At 39.6% G+C, this 26,111-nt stretch carries 25 protein-coding genes; 1 reads left to right on the top strand and 24 read right to left on the bottom strand.

What is annotated here, in order from left to right; genetic code table 11:
- Positions 1–123: 123 nt before the first annotated feature.
- Positions 124–717 (top strand): ATP-dependent Clp endopeptidase proteolytic subunit ClpP, encoded by a 594-nt coding sequence (clpP, locus tag AB3217_RS03335; RefSeq protein WP_147206683.1) that lies wholly within the window; start codon positions 124–126, stop codon positions 715–717.
- A 51-nt stretch (positions 718–768) separates the two neighbouring features.
- On the opposite strand, the gene whiA is transcribed toward clpP, so the two are convergent.
- The 24 genes from whiA to prfB all read right to left on the bottom strand — a co-directional run bounded on the left by whiA (position 769) and on the right by prfB (position 26,082).
- Entirely contained in the window at positions 769–1,698 is a 930-nt protein-coding gene (whiA, locus tag AB3217_RS03330; RefSeq protein WP_057784356.1) for a DNA-binding protein WhiA, read from the bottom strand.
- Between the two features lie 23 nt (positions 1,699–1,721).
- Positions 1,722–2,732: a uridine diphosphate-N-acetylglucosamine-binding protein YvcK gene (gene yvcK, locus AB3217_RS03325; RefSeq protein WP_367365672.1), complete on the bottom strand. Its 1,011-nt coding sequence runs from the start codon at positions 2,730–2,732 to the stop codon at positions 1,722–1,724.
- Positions 2,729–3,622 (bottom strand): RNase adapter RapZ, encoded by an 894-nt coding sequence (gene rapZ / locus AB3217_RS03320; RefSeq protein ID WP_068804813.1) that lies wholly within the window; start codon positions 3,620–3,622, stop codon positions 2,729–2,731. Before rapZ ends, yvcK begins: the two co-directional genes overlap by 4 nt.
- 131 nt (positions 3,623–3,753) lie before the next feature.
- Positions 3,754–4,305, bottom strand: coding sequence for an HdeD family acid-resistance protein (locus AB3217_RS03315; RefSeq protein ID WP_068806951.1), 552 nt, complete (start codon positions 4,303–4,305; stop codon positions 3,754–3,756).
- 10 nt (positions 4,306–4,315) lie between these two features.
- Positions 4,316–7,183: an excinuclease ABC subunit UvrA gene (gene uvrA, locus AB3217_RS03310; protein ID WP_367365671.1), complete on the bottom strand. Its 2,868-nt coding sequence runs from the start codon at positions 7,181–7,183 to the stop codon at positions 4,316–4,318.
- 11 nt (positions 7,184–7,194) lie between these two features.
- Positions 7,195–9,198, bottom strand: a complete 2,004-nt coding sequence (gene uvrB, locus AB3217_RS03305; RefSeq protein ID WP_068806945.1) for an excinuclease ABC subunit UvrB — start codon at positions 9,196–9,198, stop codon at positions 7,195–7,197.
- 106 nt (positions 9,199–9,304) lie between these two features.
- On the bottom strand, positions 9,305–9,934 hold the full coding sequence (locus AB3217_RS03300) for a YfbR-like 5'-deoxynucleotidase (RefSeq protein WP_057784350.1): 630 nt from the start codon (positions 9,932–9,934) through the stop codon (positions 9,305–9,307).
- A 40-nt stretch (positions 9,935–9,974) separates the two neighbouring features.
- On the bottom strand, positions 9,975–11,702 hold the full coding sequence (locus tag AB3217_RS03295) for a phospho-sugar mutase (RefSeq protein WP_367365670.1): 1,728 nt from the start codon (positions 11,700–11,702) through the stop codon (positions 9,975–9,977).
- A gap of 179 nt (positions 11,703–11,881) precedes the next feature.
- Positions 11,882–12,823 carry a thioredoxin-disulfide reductase gene (gene trxB, locus AB3217_RS03290; RefSeq protein WP_367365669.1) on the bottom strand — a complete coding sequence of 314 codons (942 nt, stop codon included), beginning with the start codon at positions 12,821–12,823 and terminating at the stop codon, positions 11,882–11,884.
- Positions 12,824–12,997: 174 nt separating this feature from the next.
- A complete protein-coding gene (gene galU, locus AB3217_RS03285; RefSeq protein WP_057784347.1) occupies positions 12,998–13,906 on the bottom strand; it encodes a UTP--glucose-1-phosphate uridylyltransferase GalU in 909 nt (302 codons plus the stop codon).
- Between the two features lie 28 nt (positions 13,907–13,934).
- Complete coding sequence (locus AB3217_RS03280) at positions 13,935–14,951, bottom strand: NAD(P)H-dependent glycerol-3-phosphate dehydrogenase (RefSeq protein ID WP_068806939.1); 1,017 nt, start codon at positions 14,949–14,951, stop codon at positions 13,935–13,937.
- Positions 14,952–15,020: 69 nt separating this feature from the next.
- Positions 15,021–15,863, bottom strand: coding sequence for a prolipoprotein diacylglyceryl transferase (gene lgt / locus AB3217_RS03275; protein ID WP_186806937.1), 843 nt, complete (start codon positions 15,861–15,863; stop codon positions 15,021–15,023).
- A gap of 15 nt (positions 15,864–15,878) precedes the next feature.
- On the bottom strand, positions 15,879–16,820 hold the full coding sequence (gene hprK, locus AB3217_RS03270) for an HPr(Ser) kinase/phosphatase (RefSeq protein WP_068806933.1): 942 nt from the start codon (positions 16,818–16,820) through the stop codon (positions 15,879–15,881).
- 34 nt (positions 16,821–16,854) lie between these two features.
- Positions 16,855–17,211, bottom strand: a complete 357-nt coding sequence (locus AB3217_RS03265) for a phage holin family protein (RefSeq protein ID WP_068806930.1) — start codon at positions 17,209–17,211, stop codon at positions 16,855–16,857.
- A 14-nt stretch (positions 17,212–17,225) separates the two neighbouring features.
- Positions 17,226–17,561: a PspC domain-containing protein gene (locus AB3217_RS03260; RefSeq protein WP_367365668.1), complete on the bottom strand. Its 336-nt coding sequence runs from the start codon at positions 17,559–17,561 to the stop codon at positions 17,226–17,228.
- 124 nt (positions 17,562–17,685) lie between these two features.
- Positions 17,686–18,363: a phosphate signaling complex protein PhoU gene (gene phoU, locus AB3217_RS03255; protein WP_057784341.1), complete on the bottom strand. Its 678-nt coding sequence runs from the start codon at positions 18,361–18,363 to the stop codon at positions 17,686–17,688.
- 15 nt (positions 18,364–18,378) lie between these two features.
- Positions 18,379–19,134, bottom strand: a complete 756-nt coding sequence (pstB, locus tag AB3217_RS03250) for a phosphate ABC transporter ATP-binding protein PstB (protein ID WP_367365667.1) — start codon at positions 19,132–19,134, stop codon at positions 18,379–18,381.
- Positions 19,135–19,160: 26 nt separating this feature from the next.
- Positions 19,161–19,964: a phosphate ABC transporter ATP-binding protein PstB gene (gene pstB / locus AB3217_RS03245; protein WP_084254307.1), complete on the bottom strand. Its 804-nt coding sequence runs from the start codon at positions 19,962–19,964 to the stop codon at positions 19,161–19,163.
- A gap of 14 nt (positions 19,965–19,978) precedes the next feature.
- Positions 19,979–20,866, bottom strand: coding sequence for a phosphate ABC transporter permease PstA (gene pstA, locus AB3217_RS03240; protein WP_367365666.1), 888 nt, complete (start codon positions 20,864–20,866; stop codon positions 19,979–19,981).
- Positions 20,866–21,789, bottom strand: a complete 924-nt coding sequence (gene pstC, locus AB3217_RS03235) for a phosphate ABC transporter permease subunit PstC (protein WP_367365665.1) — start codon at positions 21,787–21,789, stop codon at positions 20,866–20,868. Before pstC ends, pstA begins: the two co-directional genes overlap by 1 nt.
- 17 nt (positions 21,790–21,806) lie before the next feature.
- Complete coding sequence (locus AB3217_RS03230) at positions 21,807–22,661, bottom strand: phosphate ABC transporter substrate-binding protein PstS family protein (RefSeq protein ID WP_367365664.1); 855 nt, start codon at positions 22,659–22,661, stop codon at positions 21,807–21,809.
- A gap of 156 nt (positions 22,662–22,817) precedes the next feature.
- Positions 22,818–24,248: a cell wall metabolism sensor histidine kinase WalK gene (locus tag AB3217_RS03225; RefSeq protein ID WP_068806921.1), complete on the bottom strand. Its 1,431-nt coding sequence runs from the start codon at positions 24,246–24,248 to the stop codon at positions 22,818–22,820.
- Positions 24,217–24,936, bottom strand: coding sequence for a response regulator transcription factor (locus tag AB3217_RS03220; protein WP_057784335.1), 720 nt, complete (start codon positions 24,934–24,936; stop codon positions 24,217–24,219). Before AB3217_RS03220 ends, AB3217_RS03225 begins: the two co-directional genes overlap by 32 nt.
- Before the next feature lie 29 nt (positions 24,937–24,965).
- Positions 24,966–26,082 (bottom strand): peptide chain release factor 2 gene (gene prfB / locus AB3217_RS03215; protein WP_367365663.1). Its coding sequence is split into 2 segments (ribosomal slippage): positions 24,966–26,009 and positions 26,011–26,082, totalling 1,116 coding nucleotides; the frame shifts between segments, so codons are not numbered across the junction.
- Positions 26,083–26,111: the final 29 nt, after the last annotated feature.

The raw sequence follows: 26,111 nt of genomic DNA, 5'->3' as shown, positions 1-26,111 counted from the left end.
TGAAAAACTTTTCTTCAGTTGAGTTAAATTGTTTGACCTTTTTTGACCATAGCGGTAAGCTGTAAACATGTTAGCGATGAGCTAATAAAATTAAGATGAATTTTAAAGGGAGGTTGCTAAGTTATGAACTTAGTTCCAACAGTTATTGAACAGTCATCACGTGGCGAACGTGCTTATGATATTTATTCCCGTTTACTAAAAGACCGAATCATCATGCTCTCTGGCCCAATTGATGATGATGTTGCAAACTCAATCATTGCCCAGCTTTTATTCCTAGACGCTCAGGATTCTGATAAAGATATTTATCTTTACATTAACTCACCAGGTGGTGTAGTTACAGCTGGACTCGCGATTTATGATACCATGCGGTTCATCAAATCCGATGTCCAAACCATTGTAATGGGAATGGCAGCATCCATGGCAAGTGTTCTGGCTTCTTCTGGTACAAAGGGCAAACGTTTCGCATTGCCTCATTCAGAAGTTTTGATTCACCAACCATCCGGTGGTGCTCAAGGACAACAAACTGAAATTGAAATTGCAGCAACTGAAATTTTGAAGACTCGTAAAGAATTGAACAAAATTTTGGCAGATAATTCTGGTCAGCCTTTGAAGAACATTAATCGCGATACGGAACGTGATCATTACTTCACAGCCCAAGAAGCTGTTGACTACGGTCTGATCGATGCAATTATGCAAAACAATTCAGATTTAAAGTAATCTGAGCAAACAAAAATGGTGTGGATTTTAAAATCCACACCATTTTTTAGTTTAAGCTCGCAATTTTTCTGCATATTCATTGAGTTTACGTAATCGATGATTAATACCTGACTTAGAAATTGCACCACTCGGAATTAATTCTCCTAATTCCTTTAAACTCACTTCTTGATTGGCCAACCTAGCCTCAGCGACCTCTTGCAGTTTGGGTGGCAAACTATTGATACCAACAACCTCATCAATATATCTGATATTGTTAATTTGCTTACTGGATGCATTGGCTACTTTGGATAAATTGGCATTTTCACAATTTACCAGTCGATTTACAGAATTGCGCATGTCACGCAAAATCCGAATGTCTTCAAATTTCAGCATTGAATTTGTTGCTCCAATTAAAGACAAGAAATTAGCGATTTGCTCTGCCTCTTTCAGATAAACAATGTAACCACTTCGCCTTTCCGTCGCTCGAGCATTCAAATCATAACGGTTCATCCAGTCCATAATCATGGCATTGTGAGTTTCGTAAAGAGAATAAATTTCCAAATGATACCGACTAGTCTCTGGGTTATTAACTGAGCCTCCCGCCAAAAAAGCACCACGTAAATATGAGCGGATTTCGCCTTCCGTCGTTAATAAACCATCCGGAACCTTTTCATTAATTTGATAACCATCGGCCAAAATTGACAAATCCTCTAAAATTGCCTGGGACCTTGTCATTAAACGCACAATGTACAAATTGTTTTTCTTCAATTTCATTTTGCGTCGAACAATTAGTTCACCCTCAACGGAATAAAAATCCTTTAACAGTGCATAAATTCTGCGCGCAATGGCAGGATTTTCGGTTTGAACGCTCAGAACTAATTGATGATGGGCCAAATTAATTGATCCATTCATACGAATCAACGCCATTAACTCTGCTTTTGCGTTTTGTTGATGTACCTTAATCCCCGTTAATTCCTTTTTTACTTCACTCGCATAAGACACGAAAATCCCTCCCTTCACAAAATTTAATCACAGGCCTTAGGATTACCCGCAACGTTTAATAATTCTTCTGCAACCCGATCCCCATCATGAAACGCGCCATGATCACGTAAACACAAAAAGTTATCTGAAACAACTCGACAATTTTGGACACGTAATCCTTTAAAATCAGGCCGAACTTGTGTCGAATATTCATCATAACGATTATAGTCCATATAATCGTCAGGCACTTTTGCCGTGTTTACCAAAACGGTATCCACAAAGTTTTGACCTAAATGGCGGTTCAAAACTGCGACATGGTCAGAATCCGTAAAGTTATCAGTCTCACCTTTTTGCGTCATAATATTGCAAATATAGATAACTTCAGCTTTAGTTTTTAGGACTGCATCCCCGATATTTGAAATCATAAGATTGGGCAAAATACTGGTAAACAAACTGCCGGGGCCTAAAATGATTTCATCAGCATCTAAAATGGCATCAATGGCTTCCTGAACGGCATGTGGCTTTTCGTCAGCATTCCAAGAAGTTGGCTCAACCCAAACCCGTTTGATGGTTTTGTGCGCCGCCGTAATTTCTGACTCACCTGCTAATTGTGTCCCATCAGTAAATTCAGCATGCAAAACTAATGGTTCGTTTGAAGCCGGGTAAATGTGCCCATCGACTTTCATCATTTCAGAAAGTTCTTGCACTGCTGTAAAAACACCAGACTTCATTTCTGACAAGGCTGCAATAATCAAGTTACCAATCGCATGGCCTGACAAAAAGCTATCATTGCTTTTAAAACGATACTGAAAAATATCTAATTCCAATTTTGGTAAGTCAGAAAGGGCCACAATAACATTTCGAATATCACCAGGCGGCACAACGTTTACATAATTTCGAATGACGCCAGATGACCCCCCATCATCAGCCACGGTAACCACCGCAGTAATATCAGCATTTTGTTTTTTTAAACTCTTAAGTATAACGGGCAAGCCCGTTCCGCCACCAATCACCACAAACTTAGGACGGTTTTTTGCTGCTTGTCTCTTTGTCATGACCGGTTCACAGTTTCCTTTCGTTTATTCACATCCCGATGTTGAACATGAACAGTATAATCAGCAGTTAGATCATCAGCTATTCTTTGAGCTATGGCGACTGATCGATGTTGCCCACCGGTACACCCGATGGCAATCGTAACCGTTGATTTGCCTTCTTTTTGATACCCCGGCATGACATAACGCAATAGCGAAATGAAATGGCTATAAAACTTTTCCGTTACCGGTTGCTTCATAACATAGTCATAAACAGGTTTATCCAAACCAGTTTTATTTTTTAATTTTGGATCATAATAGGGATTTGGCAAGAAACGGACATCCATCACGATGTCAGCATCAATTGGCAAACCGTATTTAAAACCAAATGAAACAACTTCAACGTGGAAGTTTCCAGCTGTGCCTTCAGTCCCAAAAGTTTCAAAAATTTGTTCTCGTAATTCACGTGGCGTCATGGTCGTTGTATCAATGACGTATTGCGCATTTGAACGAATTGGTGCCAATAACTCCCGTTCTTTACGAACACCATCCACAACACGACCTTCCATTGCTAATGGATGTGAACGCCGAGTTTCCTTATAACGGGAAACTAATTCTTTATCTGATGTATCCAAAAACAAAATTTGGGACTCAATAGCTGGAGAGCCTTCGTTTTCATCAGTTAGCATATGCAGAATTTGATCATAAAACGCACGTGATCTTAAATCGATAACCAATGCTACTTTACTGATTTTTCCAGATTCTTTCACCAGTTCCCAGAATTTTGGCAACAATGCGGGCGGCATATTATCCACACAGAAGAAGCCTAAATCTTCAAAACTTTGCATAGCTACTGTTTTACCGGCACCACTCATTCCAGTAACAATGACTAATTGCATTTTTTCATCTGTCATTTTAAATCCCCCGATCGTGATTCCTAATTATAGCACACCGGGTGTGCCATTTTAAGTAAAACCCGTCTTTGTTTCTATTTTAGTAAAAAAGCCGAAGCAACTTTATCACATTTGCTTCGACTTTTTTTAATTCACTTATTTTTTCGCGCAAATGCAATAATAATTGCATTTACACCAAAAATCACAAGATAAAAACCAACAATTGCATTCAAAGTCAAGATCGTTAGCATCGGCCGAATTAATAGTACAACCGCCACTACTAAAAGAAGTAAATCAATTATAACTGACAACCAATAAATACCATTGCCAAAAATCTTCAGATGATTACTTACGACCAATCGCTCAACAACATCAACAAAAAACCAAAATGCAAACAAATAACTCAAGAAGGTAATGGCACTCGGTATATCAAACATAAAGATCGCACCTATAAAAATATCAACGATTCCCAAACCAAGTGCTAAGTTTGCTTTAGTTCCTGTTGCTCTTTTTAAACGTCGGTACCCACCAATGATTGTAATACCACGGACAACCGCGGCAATTCCAAAAACAATAGCTAAGCTGGTAATTGCCACTTGTGGTAAACGAAAAACAAAGTATCCTGCGATCAGGAAAATGATCCCGGTAATTAGCTCAGACCAATCAAATCCCCAGCCATCTTCACGATTCACTGCTTTCACCATCCCTTTATAGTTAATTAGTTGTTTTTGTTTCTGACACTTCCATCGTCCGTTGCTTATCACGTTCCAAAACCGGCTTCAAATACTGTCCAGTATAGCTTTCTTTAACTTCTGCCACCTGCTCTGGAGTCCCAGTTGCTACAATTGAACCGCCACCGGCCCCGCCTTCTGGACCAAGATCAATTAGATAATCGGCTGTCTTAATGACATCTAAATTATGTTCAATCACTAGAACCGTATTGCCTTTATCAACCAATCGCTGTAAAACATCAAGCAATCGTTTGATGTCATCGGTATGCAAACCAGTAGTCGGTTCATCCAAAATATAAAAGCTTTTTCCTGCAGATTGTTTATGCAGTTCAGAAGCGAGTTTCATTCGCTGTGCTTCTCCACCAGATAGTGTCGTAGCAGCTTGCCCCAATTGCACATAACCTAAGCCAACATCTACAATGGTCTGTAATTTACGCCGAATTTTTGGAATGGGTTCAAAGAAGTCCAAGGCTTCTTCGACAGTCATTTCCAGAACATCAGCAATACTCTTACCTTTATATTTCACTTCAAGCGTTTCTGAGTTATAGCGTTTCCCTTTGCAAACCTCACATGGAACATAAACATCAGGTAAGAAATTCATTTCAATCTTTAATATTCCGTCACCTTTACAAGCTTCACAACGGCCACCCTTGATATTAAAACTAAAGCGTCCCTTATGATAACCACGTAGTTTAGCTTCATTAGTTTGGGCAAATAAACCACGAATATCATCAAAAACACTAGTATAAGTTGCCGGGTTACTCCGCGGCGTCCGCCCAATCGGGCTTTGATCAATATTAATTATCTTTTCAATATTTTTCACGCCAGCAACCGAACGATATTTACCTGGTTTTTCTGAGTTACGATTTAATTTTTGTGCCAAAACACGTTTTAAGATCATATTAATCAACGTAGATTTACCAGATCCCGAAACACCAGTTACTGCAATAAACTTTCCCAGCGGAAAATCGACATTAATTTTCTTTAAGTTGTTTTCGGCTGCACCTTTAATTGTAATTTTTTTGCCATTTCCTTTACGCCGTTTCAGTGGAACAGGAATAAACTTCTTTCCTGCCAAATATTGACCAGTCAAAGAAGTCGGTACTTTTTCAACCTCAGCAGGTGTCCCAGCAGCCATTACTTTACCGCCGTTATCACCAGCTCCAGGACCAATATCGATTAAATAATCAGCCGCTCGCATTGTATCTTCGTCATGTTCAACAATAATTAAAGTATTCCCTAGATCGCGCATCTTTTTAAGCGATCCAATTAACCGATCATTATCGCGTTGATGTAGCCCAATTGACGGCTCATCCAAAATATACAGAACACCAGAAAGATTTGAACCAATTTGAGTTGCAAGACGAATTCGTTGTGCCTCACCACCAGACAAAGTTCGTGAAGCCCGGCTTAAAGTTAAATATTCAAGACCAACATTTCTGAGGAAGGTTAAGCGATCACGAATTTCTTTTAAAATTGGCTTGGCAATCGAACTTTCTTGCTCTGACAACTCAACATGGTTAAAAAAGTTAATGGCATCGTCAATTGGCAACGCCAAAACTTCACCAATATGTTCGCCCATGACTTTAACACTTCTGGCTTTTCGATTTAATCGATAGCCATGACAAGTCTGACAAGTTAATTCGCGCATGTAGCCCCGCATAACATCCCGGGTAAAGTCACTATTTGTTTCTCGATAACGGCGATCAACATTTTCAATGACCCCTTCAAATGCCACATCCACATCACGAACACCACCAAAATCATTTTCATAATGAAAGTGAAATTGCTTGCCATTTGAACCATGTAACACCGTTTTTTGATCCTGACTGCTTAACTTCTCAAATGGCGTATCCATATCAATCCCAAATGCCTCACAAGCCTGTTCAAGCAAACTTGGATAGTATTGAGAACTAATTGGATTCCAAGGCGCCAAGGCCCCTTCTCTTAAAGTCTTAGATGGGTCCGGAACAACTAAATCCATATCAACTTCCAATTTAACTCCTAGGCCATCACAATCTGGGCAAGCCCCAAATGGCGCATTAAATGAAAATAGACGAGGTTCTAATTCACCCACTGTAAATCCACAAATTGGACAAGAATAATGTTCAGAAAACAAAAGGGGTTCTCCATCAATGATGTCAGCTGTAGCATATCCACCACTTAAACGTAACGCAGCTTCGAAGGAATCAAACAAACGAGACCGAATACCTTTTTTGATCACAATCCGATCAATAACAATCTCGATGGTATGCATTTTGCTTTTGTTTAAATCAAGTTCTTCTTCAATATCATGAATTTCACCGTCCACACGGACCCGGACAAAACCTTCACGCTTAATTTTTTCAAAGATTTTTTTATGTTGACCTTTTTTAGCACGGACAATAGGTGACATAATTTGAAGTTTTGTGCGTTCTGGCAATTCCAAAACACGATCCACCATTTGTTCTACGGATTGACTGGTAATTTCAGTTCCATCATTTGGACAAATTGGGTGGCCAACACGCGCCCATAATAATCGCAGATAGTCATTAATTTCAGTCACTGTCCCAACTGTTGATCGGGGATTTTTGGAGGTTGTTTTTTGATCAATCGAAATGGCTGGACTTAACCCGTCGATTGAATCAACATCTGGTTTATCCATTTGGCCTAAAAACTGACGTGCATATGCAGACAAACTTTCTACATAGCGTCTTTGTCCTTCTGCGTACAAAGTATCAAATGCCAAAGAACTTTTTCCTGATCCTGAAAGACCTGTAATCACAACCATTTTATTTTTTGGGATTGTGACATCAATATCCTTTAAATTATGTGCTCTAGCTCCATGAATGACAATTTTATCGTTTGCCAAATCAATACCCCCTAACTTATTTCGGCTTTTAATTCCATTATTGTATCACGTAATGTAGCTGCCGTTTCGAAGTCTAATTTTTTGGCCGCGGAACGCATTTGTTCAGTAAGATTATCAATCATTTGTTTTTGATCTTTCTTAGACATATCGTCGAAATCAGTCTCTAAGAAATCATCTTTTTTACCTGTATCTTCAGTTGTTTTCGTTGGCGAAATAAGATCCCGAATCGATTTTTTAATCGTATGGGGGGTGATATCGTGTTTTTCGTTGTAAGCTTCCTGAATTTTCCGACGGCGGGCAGTTTCATCAATGGTTTCTTGCATCGATTGCGTGACACTGTCTGCGTACATAATAACCCGGCCATGAACATTTCGTGCTGCTCGTCCAGAAACCTGAATTAAAGAACGGGTATTCCGCAAAAAGCCTTCCTTATCTGCATCCAAAATAGCCACTAACGACACTTCCGGTACATCAATCCCCTCACGTAACAAATTAATCCCGACTAAAACATCATATTTGCCCGTTCGTAAATCACGAATAATCCGCGTTCGCTCTAACGTTTTGATATCACTATGCAGATAAGCAACCTTGATTCCAAGTTCTTTAAGATAGTCAGTCAAATCTTCTGCCATCTTCTTTGTTAAAGTGGTCACAAAGACCCGTTCATTTAATTCTGATCGTTTATTAATTTCACCCACAAGGTCATCCATCTGCCCCATAATTGGGCGAACTTCAATTTCAGGATCCAATAAACCAGTTGGTCGAATAATTTGTTCAACCACATGATTCGTTTGCTCTTCTTCATAAGGTCCAGGAGTAGCAGACATGTAAACGATCTGATTCACATGGTGTTCAAATTCTTTTAGTGTTAACGGTCGATTATCCAACGCACTTGGCAATCGGAAGCCATAATCAATTAACTGTTGTTTACGTGCCCTATCACCATTGTACATCCCACGGACTTGTGGCATCGTCACATGCGATTCATCAACCACCGTCAAGAAATCTTTTGGAAAGAAATCCAACAGCGTATATGGGGGTTCTCCCGGTTTGCGACCGTCCATAAACCGCGAATAGTTTTCAATACCACTGGTGTAACCCATCTCACGCATCATTTCAACATCATAGGTTGTCCGTTGTTTTAAACGTTGAGCTTCAAGGAGTTTTCCCTCAGACTCTAAAACCTGTAAACGATCTTTCAACTCTGCTTCAATTCCTTGAATGGCAACTTCCATTTGATCTTCATTTGTCATAAAATGGGTTGCCGGGAAGATGGCAACGTGTTCACGGTCACCAACAACTTCGCCAGTTAAGGCGTCCACTTCGCGAATTCGATCGATTTCATCGCCAAAAAACTCAATTCTTAACGCTTTTTCATCATGTGATGCTGGGAAAATTTCGACAACGTCCCCATGCACACGAAAACGCCCACGTTGAAAGTCAATGTCATTACGTTCAAACTGGATATCAACCAATTGACGAAGTAACGTATTCCGTTCAATTTGTTGGCCAACTCGTAATGATACAGTGTGGTTCTTATACTCAGTTGGGTCACCTAATCCAAAAATACTAGAAACGGACGCCACCACAATGACATCATTCCGTTCCAATAATGAGCTAGTGGCTGAATGCCGCAGTTTATCGATTTCATCATTAATTGAAGAGTCTTTTTCAATATACGTATCGCTTGATGGTACATATGCTTCGGGCTGATAATAATCGTAATAGCTGACAAAATATTCCACAGCATTGTTAGGAAAAAATTGTTTGAACTCACCATAGAGTTGTCCCGCCAAAGTTTTATTGTGTGACAAAACTAGTGTTGGCTTGTTCACTTGTTGAATCACATTAGAAATGGTAAAAGTTTTACCAGTCCCAGTTGCCCCTAACAAAATTTGGGCTTTTTCACCCGTATTAATTCCAGCCACTAACTGCTGGATTGCCTTTGGCTGATCACCAGTCGGTTTATATTTTGAAACTAAGTCAAACTTATTATTATCAGTACGATCTATCATCGAGAAGGCCCTCCATTTCGTTCACAAAAAAAGGAAAGCGATTGCCTTCCTCTTCAACAATGTATTCAATTTTACCATACCGAACATACTTTCGCTATCATCTTGTTTACTTGATAATTTGCTGGGTAATTTTTCCTAACTTAGCCTGATCAGTAAACTTTTCCCGCAATAAATCTGGTAAAACTTCATGCAAAAAATACTGCACGGATGCTAGCTCTTTAAACTTTACAATGGTACTTAAACTTTCTTTATAAATTTCCTCGTAGGTTGCTTCCGGATTTCCCTTTTGAATCTCACCAAAAGATTCATACAGGAGATCAATTTTATCAGCTACCGACAATATTTTACCTTCCAAAGTGTCATCCTTACCTTCAGAAAGACGCCGCCGATAAGCACTTCGAAATTCGCTAGGAATTTCAGTATTCACAAAACTTTCAGAAAGCGAATCCTCGACATCAGCCAACATCGATCGTAATTTAGGCGTCGCATATTTCACAGGTGTTTTGATGTCACCAATAAATCGCTCATTATAATCATGGTTTAAAGCTTTTTCATAAAGTGATTGCCAGTTGACTTTATTTCCTTTATTTTCTTCCACATCACCTAAGAATTGGGCAATTTGGGTTACCTTGAAAGAGTGCTCAGCAACTGAATGCTTCTGATATTTAAAAATTCCTGGTGCACGCACTAAAGTCTCTAAATTACTTAAACTCTTGATATATTGGTGAATTCCCATCAGCGGCCTCCTAGTCAAATTTTATCCGAAGAAGTTTAAATTAAGCTTCAATAAATTTGTCAATTGCCTTTTCAAAATCAGCAACTTTCTTTTGAGCAATTGCATTGTCTGATCCCACAGTACCCACATAGAATTTAATTTTGGGTTCCGTCCCAGATGGTCGAATAGCAATCCAAGTACCGTCCTTAAGTTGATACTTTAAAACATTTGAAACGGGTAAAGCAATCTTTCTGCTTGTGCCATCCGCAAACGTTGTCACTTGTTTTTCAAAGTCTTCCAAAGCGGTAACTTCTTGACCCGCAAAATCAGTCGGACGTTCTTCCCGAAACTTCGTCATTAAGTTGGCCATCTCTGCCTTACCATCGACGCCGGGAAAATCTTTTGAAATCGTTTTTTCTGCATAATAACCATATTTTGCAAAAAGATCTTGTAACCCGTCATAAAGGGTTTTCCCCTGTTTACGATAGTAAGCCGCAATTTCTGCCAACATCACAATCCCCTGAATGGCATCCTTATCACGCACGAAGGGTTTAACCAAATACCCATAGCTTTCTTCGAATCCGAAAACAAAAGTATGCTCATGAGTCGTTTCATAATGTTGAATTTGATCAGCGATGAATTTAAATCCAGTTAAAACGTTAACCATGCCAACCCCATGTGCTTCAGCAATTTTGGTAGCCAGTTCACTAGAAACAATGGACTTTACTGCCACTGCATTTTTAGGTAATGTGCCATTTTCCTGCCGTGCAGTCACAATATAATTGAGCATTAACGCTGCCATCTGGTTACCTGTTAGTAATTGATACTCACCATTTGGTCGACGTACTGCGGCCCCTAATCGATCAGCATCTGGATCCGTTGCTACCAGTAAATCAGCATTTTGTTTTTTACCTAGTTTAATGGCCAAATCAAAGGTCTGTGGAAACTCTGGATTTGGAAATGGGGTGGTAATAAATTCTGGATCTGCGGTTGCCTGTTCAGGAACCATTGTAAAATCATTAAATCCCGCATTTTGCAAAGCACGATTGCCTAAAACTTTGCCAGTTCCATGAAGTGGTGTGTAAATCAGCTTCATGTCTGCTCCATACTCTTTAATCAAATCCGGATTAATCGTAATGGTTTTTACTTTGGCAAGATATGCCTCATCCACATTTTCACCAATCAAGGTAAGTAAGCCATTTTGACGTAATTCATGCTCGTCAGCAACGGGGACATCAAAAATGTCCGTTACTTTGCGGATATACGCTGTAATTTTATCCGAATCCACGGGTGGCATTTGCCCACCATCTGGCCCATATATCTTATAACCATTATATTGCTTTGGATTATGACTCGCCGTAATCATTATTCCAGCATAGGTATGCAAATGACGGACTGTAAAAGATAGTTCAGGCGTTGGTCGCATGTCATCAAACACAAAACTAGGAATATGATGAGCACCCAAAACGTGTGCAGCCTCATGTGCGAACTCTTTAGAGTGATAACGTGAATCAAAACTAATGGCAACGCCCTGTTGCTTCGTCTTTTCATCCAGCTCATCCATGAAGTTTGCAAGTCCCTCTGTCGCTTGACGCACTGTATAAATGTTCATCCGGTTAATTCCGGGACCCATGACCCCCCGCATTCCAGCGGTTCCAAATTCCATTGGTGCATAAAATGCTTCTTCTAAGTCAGTGTCTTCTCCTGCCAACTGATCTAATTCTTTTTTTAATCCAGGTTCTAAATCAACCCGTTCCATCCATGATTGATAGGTATCTTTCCAACTCACGTTTTTTACCCCCAAATATTGGCGTATTTTATTCAACATCTTAAGTATACAACAAACCAGCTGGTTGATTGAAACGTTTTCTTTGGTATAGGCAAATTTTTAGTCATATCGGTTTCCTCCGATACTTTTTTAACTCAAAAAAAGTTTCGAGAAATTAGTATTCCCGAAACTTTACTTGTTTATTTGACAGTAGCTTTAGCTTTTAAATCTTGAATGTATGAGAAAACTTGTTGTCCAGCGATACCACCTTCACCAACAGCGGTTGCAATTTGGCGAAGATCCTTTTGGCGAACATCACCAACAGCAAAGATACCGGGAACTTTCGTCTGCATATGATCATCTGTTGGAATCCAGCCATTTTCGTCTAAGATTGGGAGATTATGCAGGTTGTCAGTCATTGGATGATTACCCACGTAGATAAACACGCCAGAGGCTTCAATCGTACTGTCCTCACCAGTCTTATTATTGTTAACTTTAACACCAGTAACTTTTTGATCGTCACCCAAGATTTCAGTGACATTGCTATTCCAAACAAATTCCATTTTAGGGTTAGCAAAAGCACGTTCTTGAGTGATCTTTTGTGCACGTAATTGATCACGACGATGAATAACAGTAATTTTTGAAGCTAACTGGGTTAAATAAATTCCCTCTTCGATAGCAGAATCCCCACCGCCAACAACGATTAAATGCATGCCCTTAAAGAAGGCACCATCACATACCGCACAATAGGAAACGCCGCGGCCGCTGTAGGTATCCTCGCCAGTCACACCGAGTTTCTTATATTCAGAACCGGTTCCGAGCACAACTGCCTTCGTTGTAAATTCGTCGGTATCCGTCTTTACAACTTTAACATCCCCATGATCTTCGATTGACTGAACACTCCCGTAGGCATATTCCGCTCCAAATTGAATTGAACTATCATACATGTCTTTAGCCAAATCTGGTCCTAAGATGGATTTGAAACCAGTATAGTTTTCAATTGCTGCAGTATTATTCATCTGACCGCCATAAATTCCGCGATCTAACATTAGAACGGATAAATTAGCACGTGAAGCGTACAAAGCGGTTGTCATTCCGGCAGGACCCGCACCAATTACAATAACGTCATATTCTTTTGCCAAGTACTTTCCCCTTCTCTCAATTGATAATGATAATAATATACTATCTTCTTATCAAAATGTCTAACATTTTGCTTACAATTAGTTAGTCCGTTTCTCCTTGCGATAACGAAACTGGCAATTCCAGAGAATTCCGGTAATTGCCAGTTTCTATTCAGACCTATTTTGATTTCTTAATTATTTTGATTTTTTGCTAACTTTATCTTCTGCAGTTAGTTTAGCACCTAACTGCTTGATGTATTCGCGTAAATCATCTTTTACTTCGGGATGCTTCAAACCATATTGAATGTTCGTCTTTAAGAAACCAAACTTATTTCCAACATCATACCGGTCGCCCGAAAATACGTGAGCAAATACCCGTTGTGTTTTATTAAGCTCGTTGATAGCATCTGTAAGTTGAACTTCGTTGCCTTTACCAGGTTTTTGATTTTCCAAAATATCAAAAATTTCTGGTGTCAACAAATAGCGACCAATGATGGCATAGTCACTTGGTGCTTCTTCAGGGCTTGGCTTTTCAACAAAGCTTTCAACGTTAAATAAATCAGGTTTAATTTTAGCTTGAGGTTTAATCACACCATACTTTGAAACTTCTTTATGAGGGACCTGCATAACCGCCAAAGTTGAAGCATGTGTTTCCTCGTAAGAATTCATGAGTTGCTTAGTTAATGGGACCTTATCTTCCATCAAATCATCACCAAGCATAACCACAAATGGTTCATCACCCACAAAATCCTTCGCCATTAATACGGCGTCACCTAATCCACGAGGATGTGACTGACGGATAAAGTACAAATTAATATCAGTCGTTTCTTCGACCAATTTTAAAAGATTATCCTTGTGCTTGGCTTTCAAATTGCTTTCCAATTCCGGAACAGAATCAAAATGATCTTCGATAGCACGTTTACCCTTACCAGTGACAATCAAAATGTCTTCAATTCCAGCTTTACGGGCCTCTTCAACAATAAATTGAATGGTTGGTTTGTCCACAATTGGCAACATTTCTTTAGGTGAAGCCTTAGTAGCTGGTAAAAAACGAGTTCCTAATCCAGCAGCTGGAATGATTGCTTTTCTAACTCTATCTGACATAAATAACTCCCCTTTATTTAAAATCTACTTACTCAATTTCGGGTTTGCCTTCGCGATCCATCAATTCTTCGATGACGGTCTTTACATCTTTACCATTATATAAAACATCATAGATGGCATTGGTGATTGGCATGTCAATATGGTTTTGAGCCGCCAATTCATAAGCTGCTTGCGTTGAAGGAATTCCTTCAATAACCATGCCCATTGTATCAATAACTTCTTTTAAGGGCATTCCTTGACCTAATTCATTACCTGCACGCCAGTTACGTGAATGAACACTAGTGGCCGTCACAATCAAATCACCAACTCCAGATAAACCGATAAAAGTCAAAGGTTTTGCCCCTAAGGCAACTCCCAAACGGCTGATTTCTGCCAATCCACGAGTCATCAAAGCGGCTTTTGCATCATCACCATAGCCTAAGCCATGAAGGGCACCAGCACCTAAAGCAATAATATTCTTTAAGGCTGCTCCCGTTTCAACTCCAATGATGTCATCGTTCGTATAAACTCTGAAGTACTTATTCATAAATAATTTTTGAATTTTTTGTGCTGCTGTTTGATCTGTGCTTGCAGCTGTTACCAAGGTAATATCTTTTTTAGCAACTTCTTCAGCATGACTAGGACCAGACAAAACAACGATAGCTTGACGATTCTTTTCTGGAATTTCTTCTTCCAAAACTTGAGAAAGGCGTTTGTGCGTCCCCTGCTCTAATCCCTTGCTAGCATGAACGATAATTGGTTTGTTGCCAGTTTTTTCTAAAACTTCGACCATTTCGTTAGCTACCAAGCGCATCACTTTAGTAGGAACAACAAACAAGACAACTGCAACTCCATCGAGCGCTGCTTCTAGATCATCATAAGCAACTAACTTATCCGAATACTTAAATCCCGGAACATAGTGTTCATTAGTGTGCTTTTCGTTTAATTCCTTAACTTGTTCCGGTGCATTTGACCAAACACGAACATCGTTACCGTTCTCTGTTAACAGGTTGGCCAAAATACTACCCCATGAACCAGCACCTAATACCGCAATTTTCTCAGACATCAATATAACTCCTTATAATTAATCATTTCTTGTTCTACTTTTCCATTATCTAACAATCCCAGCGATTACTCAACTTTTCTGCGGATTTAATTCATTTCCATCTAAATACCAAGGATTATTTGTCAGCTTTTTCCTTCTAATAAACCAGAACGTCAGCCCACCGACAAACAAAATCACTGACAAGACCTGCGACACCCGAATCACATTTCCAATCATTAGACTATCAGTCCGCATCCCTTCAATAAAGAAGCGACCAAATGAATACCAAATCACATAACTAAGAAAAACTTCACCTTGCTTAAATAAATGTTTTCGATGGCGAAAACTCATCAACAGGATAAATCCCAAGATATCCCAGATTGATTCATACAAAAATGTTGGTTGACGATAGGCACCATTAATGAACATCTGTTGAACAATAAAATGGGGAATATGTAAATTTTGCAAAAACTGGAGGGACGTGATCCGTCCAAAAGCCTCTTGATTCATGAAGTTTCCCCAGCGACCAATTCCTTGAGCCATCAAAACTACGGGTCCTGCAACATCAAGCATGAGCCAAACTGGAATCCATTTGGATTTGCAGAAGAAATAAACAACCAAACCAGCTCCAATTAAAGATCCGTAGATGGCGATTCCCCCATCCCAGATAGCAATAATTTGACTTGGATGTTGGGAATAATAAGACCACTCAAAGGCTACATAATAGGCGCGAGCCGCTATTAAAGCGGCAGGTAACGCCCACAAAATCATATCGTAAATATCGTCGGGATCGATTTGTCTTTTCTTTCCTTCACGAACAGCCAAGAATGTTGCAATAACAACCGCACTGGCAATAATCACACCATACCAGTGAATCTCAAAAGGACCCAGTTTTAATGCAATTGGGTTTAGTGCCCCTAAAAATACCTTCACACCCGTCATCTCCTGTTAGTTGTTCTTCGAATTATCTTTAATTAACTCGTTCAAATTCTCGTCAAAAACCTTAGTTGCATCGTAACCCATATTTTTGGCTCTAAAGTTCATCGCCGCTGACTCAATAATAACTGCCAAGTTACGTCCAGTACGAACAGGAATCGCGATCCTTGGAATTTCGACATCAAAGAATTTACGTGTTTGTTGTCCATTACCTAACCGGTCAAATTGCTTATCATCATCCCAGTTTTCAAGATGCACAATCAAGTTAATATCCGTTTCGGTCCGCACAGCACCCGCACCAAACAAGTTCATCACATCAATAATTCCAACTCCGCGGATTTCCAAAAGGTGACGTAAAATTTTAGGTGCTTCGCCCACCAGCGTTTGTTCATCTTGCTGATAAACATCTACACGATCGTCAGCAATCAGACGATGTCCACGTTTAACCAGTTCCAGTGCCGTTTCACTTTTACCAACCCCAGAGTCTCCAGTAATCAGAACACCAAGTCCATAAATATCAACCAGTTCCCCGTGAACAGATTGCCGTTCGGCCAGTTTACCTTCCAGATAATTGGTCATATTACTCAATAACCGCGAGGTAGGTAAGGCAGAACCCAAGACAGGTATATTTTTTGCCTTCGCAGCCGTCGTTAGCTCTTCTGGAATTGGTAACCCACGCGAAATAACAAATGCTGGTGTGTCATCATGGGCCATACGCTGATAAACATCAAGACGTTCCTCACTGGTCATACTGCCTTTTGCATAAGAGATCTCGGTACGCCCAAACAGTTGCACACGTTCATGTGGATAGAAATTAAAATACCCGGTTAACTCTAAACCGGGTCGTGAAATATCACTAACTGTAATATCCCGTTTTGTTAAAAATTCTTTTCCGGAATAAACATCTAGTCTTGTTGATTTTACAAGATCTGCTACCTTCACACTATCTGCCAAAATAAAACCCCCTGTGATTTTATGACATGACGCACTATCGATTAATAAAATAATTCGAAATAATCGCATTTAAAATGGACATCAGCAGTGCAATCCACATAGTCATTCCAAACGATGAAAAATAGAAACTAGCTGATCCTACTAGAACCGAAGTTAATTGCAAGATAACCGCATTAATCACAATACTAAAAAGCCCGAGGGTCAATATTGTGATTGGTAAGGAAATCAACTGTAAGAATGGTTTGACTGATGCATTTAAAATAGCTAAAACTAAACTAGCACCAAGGGCAACCCAGACACTGGTGACCACAAAATTACCGCTATTTCGATAAAATCCTGCCAAAGCAATAAAAATAATTGCATCGGCAACTACTCTTTGCCAAAACTTCATAAGGCACCCTCCTCCTATTTTTGATGTTTAGAAGTTGGATCGTCCTCTTCTTGCACATCTTTAATAACTTTTCGTTTTCGGGATTGTGATTTTTGTTGTGGTTGGTCAAAACCAGTAAAGAAGCTTTCTGTAAAACCGCTGGTACGTTGTTCTTGACTTTCTGGCATTAACCAAGCCAGTAAAGCATAGATTAAAATTCCTGGCCAAATATGCGAGATTAATGTCAAAATAACAAAGACGACCCGCACACTTGAAGGATCAATCGCAAAGAAATTTGCGATTCCACCTAGGACACCTGATACCATTCGACTATTTGATTTTGTAAATTTTCGTTTTGTATTTGATTTCATAAGTTATTCACCTCAAGTTGTTAATTAATTATATTCTACAGCTTGTGTAGCTAAATTGGCAAACTTAACCCCTAAAATAAAAAACTTGATAGATTCTTAAACTTTCATCTATCAAGTCTATCATTCATTTTTCTTCTGGATGATGATCTGGGGTTAATTCTGCAAGATGACCCGTTTCATTGTAAACCACCCATTCCGCAATATTCCCAATATGATCACCAATGCGTTCTAAATAACTAGCAACCATCAAGTAACTTGCACTTCCTGTGATCACTTTTGAATCCTGTTTCATCATTTTAATTGTTTTTTCACGAACTTCCGCATAGTCCTCGTCAATTTTTTGATTTGCGCTCGCAATCTTTTTAGCACCCATCTCATCTTCTTTGACATAGGCATCCAAAACTTCCTCTAACATCGAACGCACATTATTGGTCATTTCGCCAATTTCGTTTTCAATTTCCTCAATCCGGTGTTCACCTTTTAACTGAATGGATTCTCTAGCGATCCCTACCGCATGATCACCAATGCGTTCCAAATCAGAACTCGCCTTTAAAACAATGATAATCCGCCGAAAATCTGTTGCCACTGGCTGTTGTAATGCAATTAACATTAAGGCTTGGTCTTCCAATTTGATCTCTTCCTCATTAATCTGTTCATCATGATCAATAACCTGTTGCGCAAGTAATTTGTCATGATCAATAAATGATTTTGAAGCCCGATAAATGGCCTCACTAACATTAATTCCCATTTCAGTAAATTTTCCATGCAATTTTTTGAGTTCATCTTCAAAAATTCCGCGCATCTTCATAACCTCCGTCTAGCCAAATTTTCCATTCAAATAATCACTGGTTGCTTCTTGCTTTGGTGCCATAAATAATTGTTTGGTCGAACCCATTTCCACTAATTTTCCATCAAGGAAAAATGCCGTTTGATCTGAAATTCGTGAAGCCTGTTGCATATTGTGCGTCACAATGGCAACGGTAAATTTGTCCTGAATGTCCAACAATAATTCTTCAATTTTTCCTGCTGAAACGGGATCTAACGCACTGGTGGGCTCATCCATCAAAATAATTTCTGGGTGAACTGCTAAAACACGGGCAATACAAATCCGTTGCTGCTGGCCACCTGAAAAAGATAAGGCATTATCGGTTAAATTATCCTTAACTTCCTCCCAAACAGCTGCTTGTTTCAAACTCGTTTCGACCCGTTCCTGAATTAACTTATGATCCTTTATGCCAGCTAATCGTAGGCCAAATGCCACATTGTCAAAAACAGAGAACGGGAATGGGTTGGGCTGTTGAAATACCATTCCAACTTTTTTACGTAACGCCACCACATCGGTCTGAGGACTGTAAATATCTTTACCATCTAATTTTAAACTACCAGTAATAGTTACGCCACTTACAAGATCATTCATTCGATTTAAGCATCTCAGAAAAGTCGATTTGCCACTTCCAGAAGGACCAATTAAAGCTGTAATTTGATTTTTAGGAAAATCTAAGTCAATTCCGTGCAGCGCTTCATGATCTCCATAATATAGCCGCACATTGCGAGTTGTAATTATATTTGCCATGTTTTTCTCCTTCTACAAAGTTCCGGTTAACCAAAATTCCCAGAAATATAATCCTCAGTTGCTTGAATATGAGGTTTGGTAAAAATGCGTTCTGTACGATCAAACTCAAGAACATGTCCCATGTGGAAAAAAGCCGTATAATCACTAGTACGCGAAGCCTGTTGCATACTGTGTGTCACCATAATAATCGTGTACTGATTTTTTAGTTCAAACAAAGCCTGCTCAAGTTTTCCCGTTGAAATCGGATCAAGAGCGCTGGCCGGCTCGTCCAGCAACAACACATCCGGGTTCATAGCTAATGCTCGAGCAATACACAGGCGTTGCTGTTGGCCACCTGAAAGAGCCAAGGCACTACGATTCAAATCATCCTTAACTTCCTCCCATAAAGCTGCTTGCCGTAAACTTTTTTCCACCCGTTCTTTTAGCTCAACCTTTGATTTAATTCCCGCCTTTTGCAACGGATAGGCAATGTTTTTAAAGATGGATTTTGCAAACGGATTGGGTCGTTGAAAAACCATTCCCACATGTTTGCGCATTTCATAAACATTGATTTCTGGTGCATTGATATCAATTCCTTGATACACAATTTTGCCCTTTACCGTCGCAATATCATCGTTCATTCGGTTTAAGCAGCGTAAAAAAGTTGATTTTCCCGAACCCGAAGCCCCGATCATTGCTGTAATCGCATTTTTAGGAAACTGTAAATTGCCATCATACATGGCATGATAATCACCATAAAAAACCTGTAAATCCTCGGTTGACAACCCAATGGTGGTTTTATTTGGATCAAATTTGTGAATATAATTTTCTGTTAGTGAATATTTTTTCAATTAAACCACCTCATTTATTTGGACGCCGTGATTTTTCGATAAATTCGATTGCCTAGCCAGCGCGCCGAAAAATTAAAGAGGAGCACAACCACAATTAAAACGGCGGATGCCCCGGCCGATACTGCGCTTGCATCTGGCATAATTCCCTCTGAATTAATTTTCCAAATGTGAACTGCAAGTGTTTCGGCAGGACGCATTGGATTCAAAGGACTAGTTGGACTGAAAGGATTCCAGTTGGCAAAATTTAAAATTGGGGCACTTTGACCTGCTGTGTAAATTAACGCGGCCGCTTCACCAAAAATTCGACCCGCACTTAAAATTACGGCCGTCAAAATTCCCGGCAATGCTTCAGGAAAAATTACCCCTAATACTGTTTGCCATCGTGAAAATCCTAACGCCAACCCAGCTTCTCGTTGTAGTTTTGGGACAGCAGTTAAGGAGTTTTCAATGCTCCGGGTTAGAAGCGGCAGGTTGAAAAACGTCAATGCAATCGCCCCCGACAAGATTGAAAAACCTAGCTTAAATTCAACCACAAACAATAAAAATCCGAACAACCCGACAACCACTGAAGGTAAGGAACTAAGAACTTCAATTGCTACGCGAATGGTATTTGTCACCCAATTTTTATGTGCATATTCAAATAAGTAAATACCCGCCCCAAGTGCAATTGGGAATGAAATTACAAGCGTCAGAACCAACAAATAAAATGAATTAAATAGTTGATCACCAATTCCGCCACCCTTTAAAAAAGCTTGGGAAGGTGAAGTTAAAAAATGCCATGAGATATGCGGTAATCCGGTTACCAAAATATATCCAATTAATGACAATAAAATTAACACCACAACACCAACTAAGAGGCTGATAACGGCTGTGGCCAGTTTATCAATTCTTTTTGCATTCATTATTTCGTTAACCTCCCTTTGCTTCCGATCACACGTACCAGCAGATTAAATGCTAGCGACATCAATAACAAGATTAAGGCAAGCGACCACAACGCATTGTTAGGCAGTGTGCCCATAACCGTGTTACCAATGCCTGTTGTCAAGACACTGGTTAACGTTGAAGCAGGTGAGATCAAATTGTGTGGCAACAATGAAGCATTTCCGATGACCATTTGGACGGCTAAAGCTTCACCAAATGCTCTAGCCATTCCAAAAATTATGGCCGTCAACAATCCGGGTACTGAAGCTCGCAAAATAACTTTATATATGGATTGCCAACGCGTAGCCCCTAGTGCCAAGGCTGCTTCACGATAAAAACCGGGCACCGATCGTAAACTGTCGACGTACATGGAGGTGATTGTAGGTAACACCATGACAAACAAAACGAGTGTCCCAGATAAAATTCCAAATCCAGTTCCTCCGCCCAAGGCACGAACAACTGGAACCACAATCGTTAATCCTACAAATCCATAAACAACAGAGGGAATTCCTACCAATAGTTCAATAACTGGTTGGAGAACTTTTTGTCCTCTCTTTGGCGCAATCTCGGTCATAAACAATGCCATGGAGACCGCAAACGGCGTGGCTAAAATAGCTGATAAAACAGTCACAGAAAAGGAACCTACGATCATTGGTAAAGCACCCACTTCTGGTGTGCCATCCTTGCCAACTTGACTAGGATTCCAATTCTGATGACTTAAAAAGTCCCACAAGGAAACATGATCTTTAAAAAAGGTCGCTAACCCTCTGGAAGCTACCATATAGAAAATGGAAACAACAAGTAGCCCAATCAAAAAAGTACATAAAAAGGCAACTAGCTTTCCGATTCGATCTTGTCGGGTTGCTTTAGAAGAACTTGTTAATTGTCGTTTGATCTTATCCAAACTTTTCACACTCCTTTCTATTTATGCCGAAGGTTCCCGTGATAATCTCGAGTAACCTTCATATCATGAATTGAAATATAACCTAGATCAGTAATTAGTGTTTTTTGATTTTTTGGTGATCTGACATAATTTAAAAACTGTTTGGTTTGCACATCAGGTTTTCCCTTGGTATACATGTGTTCATAAGACCAAATTGGCCATGAATTCGTCATGACGTTTGCTGCAATTGGCTGAACACCATTAAGGTTCAATGCCCTTACTTGGTCATTGACATATGAAAATGACGTGTAGCTGATAGCTCCAGGAGTGGCCGCTACAATTTTTTGGACGGTGCCGTTAGAATCTTGTTCCTGGGAGCGCAATGCTGTTTTACCAGCAAGAACAATTGCTTCAAAGGTGTTTCGAATGCCGCTTCCTTGAGATCGATTAATTACTGTTATTTTTTGCTTTTTACCGCCAACTTGTTGCCAATTCGTAATTTTACCTGTGAAGATTTGACGAAGTTGCTTAGCGGTTAAATTTTTTACTGTGACTTTTTTATTAACAATGGGCGTAATTCCCACCACAGCCACTTTATGATCGACTAATTTTGCAGCTTTGATTCCTTCTTGATCTTCTGCAAAAACATCTGAGTTGCCAATTGTGACGGCTCCAGACTGGACTTGACTCAAACCAGTCCCCGAACCTCCGCCTTGAACGGTAATCGCCACATTCGAATTTACGAGTTGATAGTTACTAGCAGCTCGTTCAACCAGTGGCTGTAAGGCTGTTGACCCCACAATTGTGATTGCGTGTCCCTTCTTAGTCCCACACCCGACTAATCCAACGGCTAATATTCCAACCGCAAGAATTACCCCTATAATTCGCTTCATTTATTCCATCTCCTCTCGACGTTACATCTTGAGTTTATCTACTGTGTGTTTAGCTATCATGTTGTTCATGTAAAGGTTGTGTAAAGATTAAAACGCAAAAAAGGCACTAAATCACGAACCTTGTCATGATTTAGTGCCTGTATATTAGTAATGTTTTTATATTTCTGTATTTGGATGCCAAGTTTTAGGAAAGGTTAAAATAAATTTAGAACCCTTACCCACTTCAGAATTGAGGCGAATTTCGCCACCTAGGTTTTTGACACTTTCAGCTACAATTGGCAGTCCTAAACCAGTACCACTGATTAATTCACCTGATTTATTGGAACTGACTCGATAAAAACGTTCAAAAACTTTATGTTGTTCATCAGCTGCGATCCCAATTCCGTCATCTTCTACAATTAGTTGCCAGCGATTATTAGTCTCTGCATAGGATAACGTAACTTGTCCATGAGGGTGATTATAGCGAATACCATTGGCCACCAAATTTTTAATGATTTGGCCTAACTGTTGAGAATCAGTTTGAACTGTCACATCCTTAGGAATCTTATTGGAGACCGTGACCTGGTGTAGCTGAATCCCACGATGCAAAAGATCAATTTCTTCCTGTCCTAAAGCGGCTAACTCACAATCCGAAATTTGTAATGACTGTTCATCATCTGATTGCGTCCTTGAAATTGATAAAATATCATCAGCCAATCGAACTAATTTTCGACTTTCTTTTTGAATAATACTTAAAAATTCATCCAATTTGTCTGGATCATTCTTCGCACCATTCATCAGAGTTTCTGCAAATCCAGAAATGGCGGTTATTGGCGTCCTTAGCTCATGACTAGCATTGCTGACAAAATTCAACTGCATTTGTTCCACAGTCCAAGCCTCAGTAATATCATACAATAACACAATCACCTCAAAACGATGGTGAACTTGTTTATTATAAACAACGGTTGCCTCAACCACTTTTTCACTAGGTTCTCGTTTCAAGTGAAGGGTCCGGTGATGACTGCGTTTCGTCTCAAAAGTTCGTTCAATCAATGCCTGAAGTTCTCTTTGTTTGATATCCATTGTATAAGGGTGCGGATCCGATTTAATTTGCAACTGCAATAAATCTACCGTAGCCGGGTTCGCCAATTGGACTTCACGATGCCGATTAATTACCAACACACCCACCGGTAAATTGTTCACAATGGCTTTTAGTTCATTACCTTGATTCGTCAGATTATGGATTTGATGGCGATCATGGGATTCAATTTTGTTGACGGTCATCGTGAGTTCATAAAACGGATCATCTTTTGGTAACACAATTTGGCTAGCTTTTTCACCATTCAAAACTTCTTGCAGCTTTTCGTTTAAAGCGTCTTGACGCATTTGCGACTGGCGCAAATTACTCCAATAAACAACTACTTCAATAGCAGTCACAAAAATTGTAATAGCAAACAGTAAGATATAGTTAATTTCTTTTGTACTAAAACTATGCTGCCCCTTTTGAACTGCTCTTAACACTAAAAAAGCCATCAACAGGTTCCCGACAAAACTAGTCAGAAAAAAACGTAACGTTCTATTCAGCAGTCTTTTTTGTATTGAATTCATATCCAAAGCCTCTCACTGTTAAAATTAATTTTGCATTTTTGGGATCATCTTCAATTTTGTCGCGTAAATGACTAATGTGAATATCCACCATCCGCGTCTGGCCTGCATAATCGTAACCCCAAACGGCATTTAATATCCGTTCGCGACTTAAAACCCGATCCGCATGATCCCATAAATAAACCAGCAATTTGTATTCATTAGGTGTTAAGGCTACTTTTTGGTGGTTTTTTTGGACTTCATAACGGTCTAAATTTAACGAAAGATTACCTAAATACCGAATTTCTTGACTGGTCTCAATCGGCGCAACCTTTTTTTGACCATTTTCCGTTCGGCGTAAAATTGCTTTAATTCTTGCCACTAGTTCTCGAGGACTAAATGGTTTTGTCAGATAATCATCCGCACCAATTTCAAAACCAATTATTTTATCTAGTTCGTTATTTTTAGCTGTCAAAATAATAATTGGTGTTTCTTCTTGAGTTCCTCGGATGCGTCGAATTGCCTCTAAGCCATCAATTCCTGGCAACATTAAATCCATCACAATCAAATCAGCTTGCTTGGTTCTTAGCCAAGCCAAAGCTTGTAAACCGGATCCGACGCTTTCAACTTGAAAGCCAGCCTCGTTCAAGTTATACGTAAGTAACGTAACAATTGAAGGCTCATCATCGACAATTAAGATCTTTTTATTCATCAAACCCGCCTCCACTTGTTTGCCTGACATTACTTTGGATTTGCCTGTTGTAGTTTCCATTGAAGATAGGCATCGATGAACCCATCTAGATCCCCATCCATCACGCCGGAAACATTGGCTGTTTCGTAGTTAGTCCGATGATCTTTAACCATGGAATACGGGTGAAAAACGTACGACCGAATTTGTGATCCCCAACCAATTTCTAGTTGTTTACCTTCAATAGCAGCTTTCTGCTCTGCTTTTTTCTGTTCTTCACGTTCATACAATTTAGCACGCAACATAGCCATCGCTGTTTGTCGATTTTGCAATTGTGAACGTTGGGCTTGACTAGCCACCACAATACCGGTCGGTAAATGCGTAATCCGTACGGCTGAGGAAGTTTTGTTAACATGTTGCCCACCAGCACCACTTGAACGATAAACATCAACTCGCAAGTCATCCGGTTTTATATCAACTTCGACAGAATCATCCAGTTCTGGCATAACATCCACGGATGCAAATGAAGTGTGCCGTCTACCCGCCGCATCGAAGGGAGAAATTCGTACGAGCCGGTGCACACCCTTTTCAGATCGTAAATAACCATAAGCATTATGGCCAGCAATGACCACACTCACACTGTTCAGTCCGGCAACGTCACCAGCCTGATAATCTTCAATTGAAACAGTAAAATTGTGTTGTTCTGCCCATCTTGTGTACATTCTTAAAAGCATTGATCCCCAGTCTTGAGATTCTGTTCCCCCGGCTCCGGGGTGAATTTCAAGAATAGCGTTATTAGCATCATACTTACCATTTAAAAGAAGGCCCAGTCGATATTCCCTTAAAGCTTTTTGTGTACTCGTAAATGAATTCTCAAATTCTGCTTGCATGTCAGGATCGGCTTCAAGTTCAAGAAGTTCTTCAGTTACTTCTAAGTTTTCTACTTGTGATTGAAGATCATGAAACTGATCATATTCTTGCTTTAAGATATTCGTTTCGTCAATTAACTTCTGTGCTTTTGCTTGATCATTCCAAAAATTGGGTTCTCCCATCTTGGCCTCATTGATAGAAATACTTTCACTTAGTTTATCGAAGTCAAAGCGACCCCCTAAAGTCAGCGACTTCTTGTTTCATTTGATTAATTTGCTTTTTTGCTTCACTTAATTCCATTTTTTTAGCTCCTTAAATTTAACCTTAAA

The organism is Pediococcus parvulus (assembly GCF_964063155.1).
Lineage (GTDB): Bacteria > Bacillota > Bacilli > Lactobacillales > Lactobacillaceae > Pediococcus > Pediococcus parvulus.
This window is presented reverse-complemented; position numbering and strand designations above follow the sequence as displayed.

Bases quoted from the DNA above. Each gene is read 5' to 3' on its own strand.
- AB3217_RS03230 (WP_367365664.1), bottom strand. From the start codon at position 22,661: ATGAAGCGAATTATAGGGGTAATTCTTGCGGTTGGAATATTAGCCGTT.
- AB3217_RS03315 (WP_068806951.1), bottom strand. From the start codon at position 4,305: ATGGTGAAAGCAGTGAATCGTGAAGATGGCTGGGGATTTGATTGGTCT.
- clpP (WP_147206683.1), top strand. From the start codon at position 124: ATGAACTTAGTTCCAACAGTTATTGAACAGTCATCACGTGGCGAACGT.
- pstB (WP_367365667.1), bottom strand. From the start codon at position 19,134: ATGGCAAATATAATTACAACTCGCAATGTGCGGCTATATTATGGAGAT.
- uvrB (WP_068806945.1), bottom strand. From the start codon at position 9,198: ATGATAGATCGTACTGATAATAATAAGTTTGACTTAGTTTCAAAATAT.
- rapZ (WP_068804813.1), bottom strand. From the start codon at position 3,622: ATGACAGATGAAAAAATGCAATTAGTCATTGTTACTGGAATGAGTGGT.
- phoU (WP_057784341.1), bottom strand. From the start codon at position 18,363: ATGCGCGGAATTTTTGAAGATGAACTCAAAAAATTGCATGGAAAATTT.
- AB3217_RS03300 (WP_057784350.1), bottom strand. From the start codon at position 9,934: ATGGGAATTCACCAATATATCAAGAGTTTAAGTAATTTAGAGACTTTA.
- AB3217_RS03280 (WP_068806939.1), bottom strand. From the start codon at position 14,951: ATGTCTGAGAAAATTGCGGTATTAGGTGCTGGTTCATGGGGTAGTATT.
- pstA (WP_367365666.1), bottom strand. From the start codon at position 20,866: ATGAATGCAAAAAGAATTGATAAACTGGCCACAGCCGTTATCAGCCTC.
- galU (WP_057784347.1), bottom strand. From the start codon at position 13,906: ATGTCAGATAGAGTTAGAAAAGCAATCATTCCAGCTGCTGGATTAGGA.
- AB3217_RS03220 (WP_057784335.1), bottom strand. From the start codon at position 24,936: ATGAATAAAAAGATCTTAATTGTCGATGATGAGCCTTCAATTGTTACG.
- AB3217_RS03265 (WP_068806930.1), bottom strand. From the start codon at position 17,211: ATGAAGTTTTGGCAAAGAGTAGTTGCCGATGCAATTATTTTTATTGCT.
- AB3217_RS03225 (WP_068806921.1), bottom strand. From the start codon at position 24,248: ATGAATTCAATACAAAAAAGACTGCTGAATAGAACGTTACGTTTTTTT.
- yvcK (WP_367365672.1), bottom strand. From the start codon at position 2,732: ATGACAAAGAGACAAGCAGCAAAAAACCGTCCTAAGTTTGTGGTGATT.
- AB3217_RS03260 (WP_367365668.1), bottom strand. From the start codon at position 17,561: ATGAAATCAAATACAAAACGAAAATTTACAAAATCAAATAGTCGAATG.